Annotated in this window: 12 protein-coding genes and 1 pseudogene; 10 read left to right on the forward strand and 3 right to left on the reverse strand. The window is 38.7% G+C overall.

What is annotated here, in order from left to right; all coding sequences use genetic code 11:
* Positions 1–57: 57 nt before the first annotated feature.
* A complete protein-coding gene (locus STRDD04_RS08955; protein WP_062201640.1) occupies positions 58–1,680 on the reverse strand; it encodes an ATP-binding cassette domain-containing protein in 1,623 nt (540 codons plus the stop codon).
* A gap of 239 nt (positions 1,681–1,919) precedes the next feature.
* On the opposite strand from STRDD04_RS08955, the gene trpS reads away from it, so the two are divergent.
* Together trpS and guaB are read left to right on the forward strand one after the other, a co-directional pair.
* Positions 1,920–2,945, forward strand: coding sequence for a tryptophan--tRNA ligase (gene trpS, locus STRDD04_RS08960; RefSeq protein ID WP_062201642.1), 1,026 nt, complete (start codon positions 1,920–1,922; stop codon positions 2,943–2,945).
* Between the two features lie 166 nt (positions 2,946–3,111).
* Positions 3,112–4,593 (forward strand): IMP dehydrogenase, encoded by a 1,482-nt coding sequence (gene guaB, locus STRDD04_RS08965; RefSeq protein ID WP_062201644.1) that lies wholly within the window; start codon positions 3,112–3,114, stop codon positions 4,591–4,593.
* 109 nt (positions 4,594–4,702) lie between these two features.
* On the opposite strand, the gene recF is transcribed toward guaB, so the two are convergent.
* Both recF and yaaA read right to left on the reverse strand, forming a co-directional pair.
* Positions 4,703–5,815: a DNA replication/repair protein RecF gene (gene recF / locus STRDD04_RS08970; RefSeq protein ID WP_062201646.1), complete on the reverse strand. Its 1,113-nt coding sequence runs from the start codon at positions 5,813–5,815 to the stop codon at positions 4,703–4,705.
* Positions 5,816–5,818: 3 nt separating this feature from the next.
* Positions 5,819–6,208, reverse strand: coding sequence for a S4 domain-containing protein YaaA (gene yaaA, locus STRDD04_RS08975; protein ID WP_062201648.1), 390 nt, complete (start codon positions 6,206–6,208; stop codon positions 5,819–5,821).
* Positions 6,209–6,392: 184 nt separating this feature from the next.
* On the opposite strand from yaaA, the pseudogene yfmF reads away from it, so the two are divergent.
* From yfmF to STRDD04_RS09015, 8 genes and pseudogenes are all read left to right on the forward strand, one after another.
* Positions 6,393–7,639: pseudogene (gene yfmF / locus STRDD04_RS08980) on the forward strand (EF-P 5-aminopentanol modification-associated protein YfmF).
* Entirely contained in the window at positions 7,639–8,934 is a 1,296-nt protein-coding gene (gene yfmH, locus STRDD04_RS08985; protein ID WP_062201650.1) for an EF-P 5-aminopentanol modification-associated protein YfmH, read from the forward strand. Before yfmF ends, yfmH begins: the two are co-directional and overlap by 1 nt.
* A gap of 59 nt (positions 8,935–8,993) precedes the next feature.
* Positions 8,994–9,818 carry a cytoskeleton protein RodZ gene (gene rodZ, locus STRDD04_RS08990; RefSeq protein WP_062201652.1) on the forward strand — a complete coding sequence of 275 codons (825 nt, stop codon included), beginning with the start codon at positions 8,994–8,996 and terminating at the stop codon, positions 9,816–9,818.
* 10 nt (positions 9,819–9,828) lie between these two features.
* Positions 9,829–10,368 carry a CDP-diacylglycerol--glycerol-3-phosphate 3-phosphatidyltransferase gene (pgsA, locus tag STRDD04_RS08995; protein WP_062201654.1) on the forward strand — a complete coding sequence of 180 codons (540 nt, stop codon included), beginning with the start codon at positions 9,829–9,831 and terminating at the stop codon, positions 10,366–10,368.
* 1 nt (position 10,369) lies between these two features.
* Positions 10,370–11,197 (forward strand): energy-coupling factor ABC transporter ATP-binding protein, encoded by an 828-nt coding sequence (locus STRDD04_RS09000; protein ID WP_062201656.1) that lies wholly within the window; start codon positions 10,370–10,372, stop codon positions 11,195–11,197.
* A complete protein-coding gene (locus STRDD04_RS09005) occupies positions 11,182–12,021 on the forward strand; it encodes an energy-coupling factor transporter ATPase (protein WP_062201658.1) in 840 nt (279 codons plus the stop codon). Before STRDD04_RS09000 ends, STRDD04_RS09005 begins: the two co-directional genes overlap by 16 nt.
* A complete protein-coding gene (locus tag STRDD04_RS09010) occupies positions 12,014–12,811 on the forward strand; it encodes an energy-coupling factor transporter transmembrane component T family protein (RefSeq protein WP_062201660.1) in 798 nt (265 codons plus the stop codon). The genes STRDD04_RS09005 and STRDD04_RS09010 overlap by 8 nt, the downstream gene beginning before the upstream one ends.
* 206 nt (positions 12,812–13,017) lie before the next feature.
* Positions 13,018–13,641, forward strand: coding sequence for a LysM peptidoglycan-binding domain-containing protein (locus tag STRDD04_RS09015; protein ID WP_062201661.1), 624 nt, complete (start codon positions 13,018–13,020; stop codon positions 13,639–13,641).
* Positions 13,642–13,814 lie beyond the last annotated feature (173 nt).

Genomic DNA, 13,814 nt, shown 5'->3' on the forward strand with positions numbered 1-13,814 from the left:
GGCCGAAACGTTGTTTCATGCCCCTGTAAACTTATGTCAACTAAAGTTGACAACTTATTAATCTTTCCAAAGTTCTTTAACTTTTGCTTGAACTTCTTGATTTTCCAAAAATTCGTCATAGGTTTCGTCAATGCGGTCAATAACACCGTTTTTTGATAAAACAATGATATGATTAGCCAATGTTTGAATAAATTCGTGGTCATGGCTGGCGAAAATAATAGATTCTTTGAAATTTTTGAGGCCATCATTGAGACTGGAAATAGATTCTAGGTCCAAGTGGTTTGTTGGATCGTCTAAAATCAAAACATTTGACTTGAGAAGCATGAGCTTAGATAGCATGACGCGAACTTTTTCTCCACCTGACAAGACGTTGACAGACTTGTTAACTTCATCGCCAGAGAAAAGCATCCGACCCAAGAAACCTCGAAGGAAGGTGTTATCATCTTCTTCCTTGCTAGCAAATTGACGGAGCCAATCAAGAATAGATTCACCACCCGCAAAGTCACGAGAATTATCTTTTGGCAAATAAGAACGACTGGTTGTAATGCCCCACTTGACAGTTCCTTCATAGTCAATATCTCCCATCAAGGCACGGATTAGTGCAGTTGTCTGAATATCATTTTGCCCAATCAAGGCTGTTTTATCTCCGGGACGCAAGATAAAGCTGATATTGTCAAGGATGGTCTCGCCGTCAATCTTGACAGAAAGATTTTCTACTGTCAAGAGATCGTTCCCAATTTCACGCTCCGCTTTAAAGCTGATAAATGGATATTTCCGGCTTGACGGAACAATTTCTTCCAATTCAATCTTATCCAACATCTTTTTACGAGAGGTTGCCTGTTTGGACTTGGAAGCATTGGCTGAGAAGCGAGCAACAAACTCTTGCAATTGCTTAATTTTTTCTTCCGCCTTAGCATTTCGGTCAGCGAGCAACTTAGCTGCCAATTCACTTGATTCTTTCCAGAAATCATAATTTCCGACATAAAGTTTGATCTTACCAAAATCAAGGTCGGCCATATGGGTACAAACTTTATTTAAAAAGTGCCGGTCATGAGATACAACGATAACTGTATTTTCAAAATCAATCAGGAAATCTTCTAGCCAAGTAATTGATTGAATGTCCAAACCATTCGTAGGCTCATCCAAAAGCAATACATCTGGTTTGCCAAAAAGAGCCTTAGCAAGAAGGACCTTAACCTTGTCACCATTAGCCAATTCACTCATATTTTGGTAATGCAAGTCTTCTGGAATGTTGAGGTTTTGCAGCAATTGGGATGCTTCACTTTCAGCTTCCCAGCCACCTAACTCAGCAAATTCACCTTCTAGCTCAGCCGCTCGAACCCCATCCTCATCAGAAAAGTCAGGCTTCATATAAATAGCGTCTTTTTCTTTCATGATGCTGTAAAGGTGCTCATTTCCCATAATCACGACATCAATAGCTCGCTCTTCCTCATAGTCAAAGTGATTTTGACGCAAGACAGAAAGCCGCTCATCTGGACCTAAAGAAATATGGCCTGTTGTTGGCTCAATATCCCCAGCTAAAATTTTCAAGAAAGTAGACTTACCCGCACCATTTGCCCCAATCAGGCCATAGGTGTTTCCTTCTGTAAATTTAATATTTACGTCATCAAATAATTTTCTATCACTGAAACGTAGTGATACATCAGATACTGTAAGCAATGATTTTCTCCTATATATATAATCTCTTTCATTTTACTAGAAAATTCTTCTTTTTTCAAATTATTATGAGATAAAATGTCATATTTGAAAGTGAAAGTTATAATAAGTCTGTAAAATTATTGTAAACCTATTGTCAATTAGTTATTCTTTTAAATGAGAACTCTGATTTTTCTCCTATCTTCTTCCGCATTCTCTTTGAAAATGATATAATGAAAACAATACAAATTGAGGAGCAGCAAATGACAAAACCGATTATTTTAACTGGAGACCGTCCAACTGGAAAATTACATATTGGTCATTATGTAGGAAGTTTACGCAATCGCGTTCTTTTACAGGATCAAGGCAAGTATGATATGTTTGTTTTTCTGGCGGATCAACAAGCTCTGACAGACCACGCGAAAGATCCACAAACGATTGTAGAATCCATTGGAAATGTAGCCTTGGATTATCTGGCAGCTGGATTAGATCCTAAAAAAGTGACCATTTTTATCCAGAGTCAGATTCCAGAGTTGGCAGAGCTGTCAATGTACTATATGAATTTGGTGTCTTTAGCTCGTTTAGAGCGCAATCCGACTGTCAAGACAGAAATTGCTCAGAAAGGATTTGGTGAAAGTATTCCAACTGGATTTTTGGTTTATCCTATCTCTCAAGCTGCCGATATTACAGCCTTTAAGGCCAATTATGTACCTGTGGGAAATGATCAAAAACCAATGATTGAGCAGACACGAGAAATTGTTCGTTCCTTCAATCATGCTTATGATTGTGATATTTTAGTTGAGCCAGAAGGCATCTATCCAGAAAATGAAGCGGCTGGCCGTCTGCCAGGGCTTGATGGCAATGCTAAAATGTCCAAATCATTGAACAATGGAATTTATCTAGCTGATGACGTGGATACACTCAAGAAAAAGGTCATGAGTATGTATACAGATCCTGATCATATCAAAGTTGAAGATCCAGGAAAAATTGAAGGCAATATGGTTTTCCACTATCTGGATGTTTTTGGTCGGCCAGAAGATGCTGCTGAAATTGCAGCTATGAAAGAGCATTACCAACGTGGTGGACTGGGGGATGTCAAAACTAAACGCTATCTCTTAGATATTTTAGAGCGGGAATTAGGGCCAATCAGAGAGCGTCGTCTTGAGTTTGCGAAAGATATGGGGCAAGTCTATGCTATGCTGAAAGAAGGCAGTGATCGTGCTCGTCAGGTAGCTAGCCAAACTCTTTCAGAAGTCAAGGATGCAATGGGAATTAATTACTTTAAATAACGAACAATAAAGTCTTCATTCTATCAAAACCATCGTCTTTTATTTAAAAAAGACATGGTTTTTAAATTTTGTGCAATAATGATTGACAAATGTCTATAGAATGGTATGATATTAACAATAAAAAAACGAGCACGGCTCAATTTTATATGAAAAGAGGAAACTGTGGATGTCTAACTGGGACACTAAATTTTTGAAAAAAGGTTTTACCTTTGATGACGTATTGCTTATTCCAGCTGAAAGTCACGTGTTGCCAAATGATGCTGATTTAAGTACAAAACTTGCTGAGAATTTAAAATTAAATATCCCAATTATTACTGCGGCTATGGATACAGTTACCGAAAGTCAAATGGCGATTGCTATTGCCCGAGCCGGCGGTTTAGGTGTCATCCACAAAAATATGTCTATTGCACATCAGGCTGATGAAGTACGCAAGGTAAAACGTTCTGAAAACGGTGTTATTATTGACCCATTCTTTTTGACTCCTAACCATACGATTGCTGAAGCAGATGAATTGATGGGACGCTACCGCATCAGTGGTGTGCCAGTTGTTGAAACGATGGAAAATCGTAAATTAGTTGGTATTTTGACTAACCGCGATTTGCGTTTTATTTCAGACTATACTCAACCAATTTCTAATCACATGACTAGTGAAAATCTAGTCACAGCTCCAGTTGGAACTGATTTGAGAACAGCTGAAAGAATTTTGCAGGAACACCGGATTGAAAAGCTGCCTCTGATAGATGAAAATGGCTGTTTGTCTGGTCTGATTACCATCAAGGATATTGAAAAGGTTATTGAATTTCCAAATGCTGCCAAAGATGAATTTGGTCGTCTACTGGTAGCAGGTGCTGTTGGCGTTACTTCTGATACTTTTGAACGTGCAGAAGCTCTATTTGAGGCTGGTGCAGATGCCATTGTTATTGATACAGCTCACGGTCATTCAGCTGGTGTGTTGCGTAAAATTGCCGAAATTCGCGCTCATTTCCCTGACCGTACTTTGATTGCTGGTAATATTGCAACTGGCGAAGGAGCACGCGCACTTTACGACGCTGGTGTTGATGTTGTTAAAGTGGGAATTGGCCCAGGGTCCATTTGCACAACTCGTGTTATTGCAGGTGTAGGCGTTCCTCAAGTCACTGCCATTTATGATGCAGCTGCTGTAGCGCGTGAATACGGAAAAACTATCATTGCTGATGGCGGTATCAAGTATTCAGGAGATATTGTCAAAGCTCTTGCTGCAGGTGGGAATGCTGTTATGCTTGGCTCCATGTTTGCAGGAACAGACGAAGCCCCAGGCGAAACAGAAATCTTCCAAGGTCGTAAATTTAAAACCTATCGTGGTATGGGATCTATCGCTGCTATGAAGAAAGGTTCTAGTGATCGATATTTCCAAGGTTCTGTCAATGAAGCCAATAAGTTGGTTCCAGAAGGAATTGAAGGTCGTGTGGCTTATAAGGGAGCTGCTGCAGATATTGTCTTCCAGATGCTCGGTGGTATCCGTTCTGGAATGGGCTATGTTGGCGCTGCGAATCTACAAGAACTTCATGATAATGCCCAGTTTATTGAGATGAGTGGTGCTGGATTAAAGGAAAGCCACCCTCATGATGTGCAAATTACGAATGAAGCTCCAAACTATTCAGTACAATAAAGTTATAAAGAAGAACAGCCTTGTCACTGATTGACAAGGCTGTTTAAGTCGCTGAGACTATGATTTATGATGTTTTACAAAGTTGTAAACAAAATTTACAGATGATTGTCTAATCTGTAAATGATGAATTTTCTGCTTTTTCAACCACCCCTTGCCTTATATAAAAGACTTTAATATCTCTTGGTAGGTTTTGAAGGTGGTCTAAGCTGGTAGTTGTAATGAAAGTTTGAATATTTTGAGAAATTGTCTCTAGTAATTTCAATTGACGCATGTTGTCAAGTTCACTCATAACATCGTCAAGAAGTAGTATAGGTGTTTCTTTTGTAAGACTTTCGATTAGTTTAATTTCAGCTAATTTGAGAGATAGGACAACACTACGATGCTGACCTTGGCTGCCAAAGCTAGCATCCATTTCATTTATGAAAAAGCTGATGTCATCACGATGGGGACCAACTCCTGTATTTTTTTTGAAAAGGTCACGTTTCCGACTTGTTAATAAGGAATTTCGGAAGGAATTTTCCAACTCGTCAAGAGAAGGAAACGGAACAGATGACAGATACTTGATCGTCAATCTCTCTTTTTTTTGGGAGATATCGCTATGGCTTTCCTGAGCAAATTCTTCCAGCTTTTTAATAAAGTCCAAGCGGTGTTGCATAACACGACAGCCAAAATCAACCAACTGTTCATCCAAAACAGAGAGAAAAGTTTCATCTATCTTATCATTAGCTTTGAGATAGGCATTTCGTTGTTTGAGTACATGATTGTAGCTGGATAAGTCCGCAAGGTAGATGGGCTTGATTTGACCGAGCTCAATGTCAATAAATTTTCGGCGTAAAGCAGGTGCACCTTTAATGAGTTGTAAATCTTCTGGAGCAAACAAGACAACGTTGACAGCACCTATATAATCTGATAATTTCGCTTGTTTTAAATGATTTATCTTGGTTATCCTACCTTTTGGTGTCAATTCGATGTCAAGTGGAATTTTACCTGCTTGTCTTTCAACTATTCCTGAAACAAGCAGTTTTTTTTCTTGGAAATGAATCAAATCCTTATCTGTTCGGGTTCGGTGACTGCGAGTGAGAGCTAAAAAATAAATGGCTTCAAGGATATTGGTTTTCCCCTGCGCATTTTGCCCTAGAAAAATATTAAGGCTAGGATGAAAATCAATCTCTGTAGCCTGGTAATTACGAAAATTTTTGATTTTCAGCGTTTTTAACCACATGGCTTAGGTTCCTGGAAAACGAACAGCTGATTTTTTACCTGTCTGTTCGGACTTTCTTGTCTTTTGTTCTTTTTTAGCTGGTTTTGATTTTTTAAAATCCTTATTCATCGCTTTAACCAAGTCCGCCACTCTTTTTTTCTCTGCTTGTTCTTCTTGATGTTCAAGGATTTCCTCTTGACTTGGTGCAAGCAGAACAATCTCTAGTTGCTGAGCTGGAAGAGAGATGACATCGTCAATTCTAAGCTTTTTACCTCGTCTATTTTCCAACTCCCCGTTAAAAAAGACCTGATTATCTGCTAAAAAGGACTTAATTGCTCCGCCACTCTGGATGATACCGACTTCTTTTAAAAGAGCCTGTAGGGTAATGTATTCGTCAAATAATTTGTATTCCATAGTTCACCTCAATCCTTGTCATTATATCATAATTCAAGCAGAAAGAGTGCCGAGATAGTTTAATTTAATGCCAAGTTTAAAAAAATATAAAACGTTTTAATCATTAAAAAGCTAGTCGTGACAAAGCATTAAAAAGTATTTCGTGTTATAATAGAAGTCTATATTATTCGGTATGAGGGGCGTAATGGAAATCACAAAAGGAGTACATCTTCATTTTATTCAGTCAGAAAAATTCAAAACAAATAAAATAAAAGTGCGATTTTCAGCTCCTATGTCTGAAAAAACAATAGCTGGACGGGTTCTTACTGCTAGTATGTTGGAGACTTCAAATGCTCTTTACCCAACATCGCAATCTTTTCGGGAAAAATTAGCTAACTTATACGGAGCCAATTTTTCGACAAGTCTTTCAAGACGGGGGTTGGTGCATTACTTAGATATTAATCTTTCTTTTGTACGGGATCAATTTCTGAGTCGGAAAAATGTTTTGACAGATGAAATGCTAGAATTTTTGAAAGCCAGTCTATTTTCTCCTCTGTCAAATGGAGATGCTTTTGACGGTAAAACCTTCGAAATTGAAAAGAAAAATGTTTTAACAGACTTAGAGGCTGAAATTGAGAATCATTTTTACCATGCTCATAGGAAGCTGAACGATTTGTTCTATGATTTATCAGAAATGCGGATTCCCCGTGTTGGAACCGTGGAGTTGGTAGAAAAAGAAACAGCTGAAAGTAGTTTTGCTACTTTTCAACAAATGCTGAAAGAAGATCAGATAGATTTTTTCTTCATCGGTAACTTTAATGAAATTGCTGTCCGAGATAAAATCCAAGATTTTCATTTTGCTGAAAGAGAACAGCCTTTAGAACTCATGTACCAGCAGAACTATTCAAATGTGACTCGGGAAAATCTAGAGCAGAGAGAGGTTCATCAATCAATTATTGAGTTGGCTTACCATTTTTCTGCTCAATATGGGGATAGCGAACACCTGCCTCTTATTGTTTTGAATGGGTTACTGGGTGGATTTGCCCACTCTAAACTTTTTGTTAACGTTCGTGAAAAGGAGAGTCTGGCCTACACGATTTCTAGTAATTTTGATATTTTTTCTGGCCTGTTGCGGATTTATGCAGGAATTGACAGAGCAAATCGGACAAAAACCATCGCTTTAATCAATCGGCAAATCTTGGATTTGAAGCGGGGGAATTTTACAGATGACGAGCTTGAGCAAACAAAAAAATGCTGAAAAATTCCATACTTCTGGCGCAAGATCGGCAAAACACATTGATTGAACGTGCTTACATGTCTGCTGTTCTAGGGAAAAAATTTCTGTCACTAGAAGCTTGGCTGGAATCATTAGAAAATGTTCGTAAAAACGAGGTTATCAAAGCAGCCCAGCAGTTAAAATTACAGGCGATTTACTTTATGGAAGGGAAATAATGCAGAATCTAGGTCTAGAAAAAATCAATTACGTAGCAGTGGGAGAAAGCGTCTATCGGGCGGAGCTAGCAAATGGACTGCAGGTTTACTTACTCCCTAAAAATGATTTTAATGAAACCTATGGCATCATTTCAATCAATTTTGGATCTGTGGATACTAAAGTTGTTTCACGTGAAACAAAGCAAGTCCATCACTACCCAGCAGGAATCGCTCATTTTCTGGAACATAAATTATTTGAGGGAGAAAACGGGGAAGATTTGCTGCAGGAATTTACTAAATTCGGGGCAGAGAGCAACGCTTTTACAAGCTTTACACGAACCAGCTATCTGTTTTCTACAACAGATTGTGTAGCAGAAAATCTGAAGCTGTTGCAGGAACTCGTTCATCAAGCCAATTTCTCGGAGGCATCTGTTCAGCGTGAGCAAGGAATCATTCAGCAAGAAATCGAAATGTACCAAGATGATCCAGATTATCGACTTTTCTTTGGTGCTTTGAGCAATCTCTACCCTCAAACTCCACTAGCAGAAGATATTGCCGGAACGACAGAGTCAATCATGGATATTACTGTGGAAAATCTAACAGAGAACTTTGAGCTTTTCTACCGTCCGTCCAACATGACTTTATTTGTCATTGGAAATTTTGATTTGGAATCCACTTTTGAAGATATCGTCAAGACACAAGAGACTTTATATCCTCAATCATTAACTGCAGCAATTGAAAAAGAGCCTATCAGGTTACAGCCAGTGATTCCAACAGCTACTAGTCGGATGGAGGTTGCCAGTCCTAAGTTGGCTATTGGCATTCGTGGAAAAGATGCGATAAAGGATACAGCGCTTTATCGGTACAAAATTGCTCTAAAATTGCTTTTTGCCATGATGTTTGGTTGGACTTCTAAACGTTTCCAGACTTTGTATGAAAATGGAAAGATTGACAATTCTCTTACTCTTGAAGTAGAGGTGGAAAAGGATTTCCATTTTGTCCTGCTGACCATGGATACTCAGGAACCAGTCGGTCTTTCTCACCAATTCCGCACGGCAATTAGAAAATTTGCTCAAGATTCAGATGTTACAGAGGAGCATTTGGATACGATTAAAAGTGAAATGTTTGGAGATTTTCTGCATGGTCTGAATTCTCTTGAATATATGGCAACTCAGTATGAGCCACATCTAAGAGGTGAAAATATTTTTGATTTACCTAAAATTTTACAGGATATCACTTTAAATGATGTGTTAAAAGTCGGACATCGTTTTATTGACCATTGTGATATGACAGATTTTACTATTTTTCCAAAATAATTCTAAAGTTTATTTCAAAATTTTGTTAGAATAATGTCTAAGAGAAAAGGACTATCCGTATGAGAAAAAAAACGATAGGAGAGGTACTCAGACTTGCTCGAGTAAATCAAAAGCTTACTTTAGCAGATCTAGCCAAAAAAACAGATATAAAAACTGACTACCTAAAGGCTCTTGAAAACAATCAATACGAAAAATTTCCAAATGCCTTTTACATCCGTAGCCTGCTGAGAAAATACGCTTGGGCCTTGGATTTAAATGAACAAATTTTGTTAGATGCTCATGAAACAGATAACACTGTTATCTATAATGAAATTGAATTAGCTGACAACGAGGATTTTCGAAGTAGAAAATATAAAAATCGCACTTTTTCACTTCCGCTCTTTTACTTTCTGATGTTAGTTTTGCTAATACTTACATTTGTCACTTATTGCGTATGGAATTACACTAGAACCAATGATTTGAGCTTCAAGGCGTCAGACAGTTATAGTGTCATTTCTGAGGCAGGAACCAGCTTATCAACTATTCAGTCTAGTTCATTGTCTGATAGTTCTGAAGCGTCTTCTACACTGGGAAAACTTGAGGTAAGTGGCGGTGGTCAGCAGTTGGCCGTACAATATAGCGGAATCAACCGTCCTATTGATGTAACTTTTTCAGCAACAAATACAACTAGTTGGCTCAGTGTTAGTGATTCTGAATTGGCTAATGGCATTACTTTATCAGCTGATAAGCCAAGTCAGACGGTCACCCTCTCTCCAAATACTACTTATACGATTACTCTAGGTGTTGTTAAAGGTATTTCTGTCACTGTGGACAATCAGAAATTAGACCTATCGTCCTTGACCAGTGATAATGCTACAATCACACTTACCATTAAAGAATCATAAAGGAACAATAATGAAAAAAGAAAATATTCCCAACGCTTTAACGCTTGCAAGAATTGCCTTAATTCCAATCTTTATTTTGATTTTGACTTTTGGTCATTCGCCAGCTCTGCATATCCTGGCTGGCATCATTTTCGCCCTTGCCAGCATCACAGACTACCTAGATGGATATCTGGCTCGCAAGTGGCATGTCGTGACTAATTTTGGAAAATTCGCCGATCCTATGGCTGATAAACTGCTAGTCATGTCTGCTTTTATCATGCTGATTGAGATGAAAATGGCTCCTGCTTGGGTGGTAGCTATCATTATTTGCCGAGAGCTTGCGGTGACGGGACTGAGACTTCTCTTGGTAGAGACTGGCGGAACAGTTCTAGCGGCTGCTATGCCAGGGAAAATCAAGACTTTCACGCAGATGTTTGCTATTCTCTTTCTCCTTTTTCATTGGACTTTACTAGGCCAGATTCTCCTGTACATAGCTCTGATTTTCACTATTTATTCTGGCTATGATTATTTCAAGGGCAGTGCCTATCTCTTTAAAGATACATTTAAATAATATGGAAAATATCATTGAAGTAAAAAATCTTAGTTATCGCTATGACAATAAGTCTGAAGATTATATTTTAAAAGACGTCTCGTTTCACGTGAAACAAGGAGAATGGTTATCTATTGTCGGTCACAATGGCAGTGGGAAATCGACTACGGTTCGTTTGATTGACGGTCTTTTGGAGGCTGAGAGTGGCGATATTATCATTTCTGGAGATAAATTGACGGCTGATAATGTCTGGGAAAAGCGTCGCCAAATCGGCATGGTCTTTCAGAATCCTGATAATCAGTTTGTTGGGGCGACTGTTGAGGATGACGTTGCATTTGGTCTGGAAAATCAAGGTATGGATTATCCGATGATGGTGAAACGTGTTCATGAGGCTCTGGAGCTAGTCGGCATGCAGAATTTTAAAGAGAGAGAACCTGCTCGACTTTCTGGCGGGCAGAAGCAAAGAGTCGCTATTGCTGGCGTAGTCGCGCTCCAGCCAGATATTATCATCTTGGATGAAGCAACCAGTATGTTAGACCCAGAAGGACGACTGGAATTGATTCGGACTGTCAAGGAAATTAAGGATAAGAATCATTTAACAGTCATCTCCATTACTCACGATCTAGACGAGATTTCGCTGAGTGACCGTGTACTCGTTATGAAAAATGGTCAGGTTGAGTCCACTGCTACACCAAGAGAACTCTTTTCTAGACCTGATTTGGAAGACTTGGGCTTGGATCAACCCTTTGTCAATCAGGTCAAATCTGCCATGATTCAAACTGGACTAACTCTGCCAGAAACCTATTTAACTGAAAAAGAATTGCAGGAACAATTATGGGAATTACTCTAAATAAAGTCAGTTATACCTATCAGGCTGGAACTCCATTTGAGGGTCCAGCGCTTTTTGAAGTTGATTTGGAAATTAAAGATGGCAGTTATACAGCTTTGATTGGACACACTGGCAGCGGAAAATCAACCATTTTACAGCTCTTGAATGGCTTACTGACCCCTAGTGAGGGCAGCGTGCAAGTCAACCATGTCACCATCACTTCAAATTCCGTCAACAAGAACATCAAACAAGTTCGTAGACAGGTTGGTTTGGTGTTTCAGTTTGCTGAAAGTCAAGTTTTTGATGAGACTGTTCTGAAAGACGTGGCCTTTGGCCCGCAAAATTTTGGTGTTTCTAAAGAAGAAGCTGAGTCTTTAGCACGTGAAAAATTAAGCCTTGTTGGCATTTCTGAAGAATTGTTTGGCCGCAGTCCTTTTGAACTTTCTGGCGGGCAGATGAGAAGGGTCGCTATTGCTGGAATTCTAGCAATGGAGCCTGATATCTTGGTTCTGGATGAGCCAACGGCTGGACTTGATCCAGCAGGGCGCAAGGAATTGATGAGCCTCTTTAAGAAACTGCATCAAGCTGGAATGACCATTGTTCTTGTAACCCATTTAATGGATGATGTAGCGAATTTTGCTGATACAGTCTATGTTTTGGAGAAGGGTCGCGTTGTCAAAAGCGGTCAGCCTGCTCAGGTTTTTCAAGATATTGATTTTATGGAAAAGATTCAGCTAGGAGTGCCTAAAATCACAAAATTTGCTCAAGAATTAGCTGAAAAAGGAATGAAATTTTCTCGTTATCCGATTACGATTGAGGAATTTAAGGAGATGATACATGGATAAATTGATTTTAGGACGGTATATTCCAGGAAATTCAGTCATCCATCGATTGGATCCACGAAGTAAATTATTGACCATGTTCTGCTTTATTTTATTGATTTTTTGGGCCAACAATCTTATCACTAATGTGCTGCTGTTTGTTTTCGTTTTTACTCTGATTTTTCTCTCAAAAGTTCCTTTGACATTCTTCCTAAAGGGAATTCAATCAATGGTTTTCATTATTGCCTTTACCACCCTCTTCCAGCTATTTCTGACGGGGGGAGGCAAGGTACTTTTCCAGTTGGGTTTCATTAAAATTACAGAATTTGGGCTTTCACAAGCTGGTATTATCTTCAGCCGTTTTGTTTTGATTATTTTCTTTTCAACCCTGTTGACCCTAACCACGACACCGCTCAGCCTTTCAGATGCGGTAGAATCTCTGTTGAAACCACTCAAATTTTTTAAAGTTCCGACGCATGAAATTGGCCTCATGCTTTCCATGAGTCTGCGCTTTGTACCAACTTTAATGGACGATACAATGCGGATTATGAATGCTCAGAGGGCTCGGGGAGTTGATTTTGGCGAAGGAACGATTGTACAAAAAGTTAAGTCGATTATTCCAATCTTGATTCCCTTGTTTGCTTCTAGTTTCAAGCGAGCAGATGCCTTAGCTATCGCAATGGAAGCGCGTGGCTATAGTGGTGGTGAAGGAAGAAGCCGCTATCGCCAGCTTTCTTGGAAAATGATTGATAATTTAGCTCTTATCTCCATTTGTCTTATCGGAATCGTGCTCTTTTTCTTAAAAAATGATTGATTAATTAAACTATTTTTTAAAGAATAGTATAAGTGAAAAATTGATATTTTTTACTTATATTTTGGAAAATAAGCTAGAATTCCTTTCAAAATAAGTTTTTTGTGTTTAATTTCAATGTTTTTGTAACCTTTGTATTTTTGCTGTAACTCTATAGTAATATTTAATGTGTAATATAGTATTATATCTTAAAGGAGAAATATTTTTTAATGAACACAAAAACATCAAAATTAACTTTAGCCCTGATCACTGCAGCCGCTACTTTGTTTGCTACAGGAATTGTTGCAAAGGCTGAATCTTACACTGTCAAAGCTGGAGACACTTTGTCCTCTATTGCTGAAGAAAAATCAACAACAGTAGATCACTTAGTTAAGTTGAATAAAATTGCTAATCCAGATCATATTGTGGCTGGACAGATTTTGGAATTAGACGGAACAGTAGAATCTAAGGAAGTTACCTCAGAACCTTCTGCTCAACCTGCAGCTGCACCAACTGAAGCTTATGTAAATGCAGTTGAATATTATAACTACCCAGTTTATACTACTTCTACTACTACATCTTCAAATGTCGTTCTTTCAAATGGAAATACTGCTGGAGAGACTGGTTCTTATGCGGCTGCTCGTATGGCTGAATTGACAGGGGTATCAGCAACCACTTGGGAAAATATCATTGCTCGTGAATCTAATGGACAAGTCAATGCTTATAATCCATCAGGGGCGAGCGGTCTTTTCCAAACAATGCCAGGTTGGGGATCTACTGTAACTGTTGAGGATCAAATCCAATCAGCCTACAATGCTTATAATGCGCAAGGGCTTTCTGCTTGGGGTTACTAAAATAAATATAAGAAAACGACTGGTTCATCCCAGTCGGTTTTTTTATAGGCTCTTTGTCAACTGTAGTGGGTTGATGTCAGCTAACATCTGGAGAGGACAAAATTGGTCCTCTCCTTTTTGATATTCAAAGTGATGAGAATTCTAGTTCTAAAGTTGTCAAAGTTCCGAAAGCT

It is taken from the genome of Streptococcus sp. DD04, from assembly GCF_001578725.1.
Taxonomy (GTDB): domain Bacteria; phylum Bacillota; class Bacilli; order Lactobacillales; family Streptococcaceae; genus Streptococcus; species Streptococcus sinensis.

Coding starts and splice junctions, on each gene's coding strand:
- trpS (WP_062201642.1), top strand. CDS start 1,920: ATGACAAAACCGATTATTTTAACTGGAGACCGTCCAACTGGAAAATTA.
- guaB (WP_062201644.1), top strand. CDS start 3,112: ATGTCTAACTGGGACACTAAATTTTTGAAAAAAGGTTTTACCTTTGAT.
- recF (WP_062201646.1), bottom strand. CDS start 5,815: ATGTGGTTAAAAACGCTGAAAATCAAAAATTTTCGTAATTACCAGGCT.
- yaaA (WP_062201648.1), bottom strand. CDS start 6,208: ATGGAATACAAATTATTTGACGAATACATTACCCTACAGGCTCTTTTA.
- yfmH (WP_062201650.1), top strand. CDS start 7,639: ATGCAGAATCTAGGTCTAGAAAAAATCAATTACGTAGCAGTGGGAGAA.
- rodZ (WP_062201652.1), top strand. CDS start 8,994: ATGAGAAAAAAAACGATAGGAGAGGTACTCAGACTTGCTCGAGTAAAT.
- pgsA (WP_062201654.1), top strand. CDS start 9,829: ATGAAAAAAGAAAATATTCCCAACGCTTTAACGCTTGCAAGAATTGCC.
- STRDD04_RS09000 (WP_062201656.1), top strand. CDS start 10,370: ATGGAAAATATCATTGAAGTAAAAAATCTTAGTTATCGCTATGACAAT.
- STRDD04_RS09005 (WP_062201658.1), top strand. CDS start 11,182: ATGGGAATTACTCTAAATAAAGTCAGTTATACCTATCAGGCTGGAACT.
- STRDD04_RS09010 (WP_062201660.1), top strand. CDS start 12,014: ATGGATAAATTGATTTTAGGACGGTATATTCCAGGAAATTCAGTCATC.
- STRDD04_RS09015 (WP_062201661.1), top strand. CDS start 13,018: ATGAACACAAAAACATCAAAATTAACTTTAGCCCTGATCACTGCAGCC.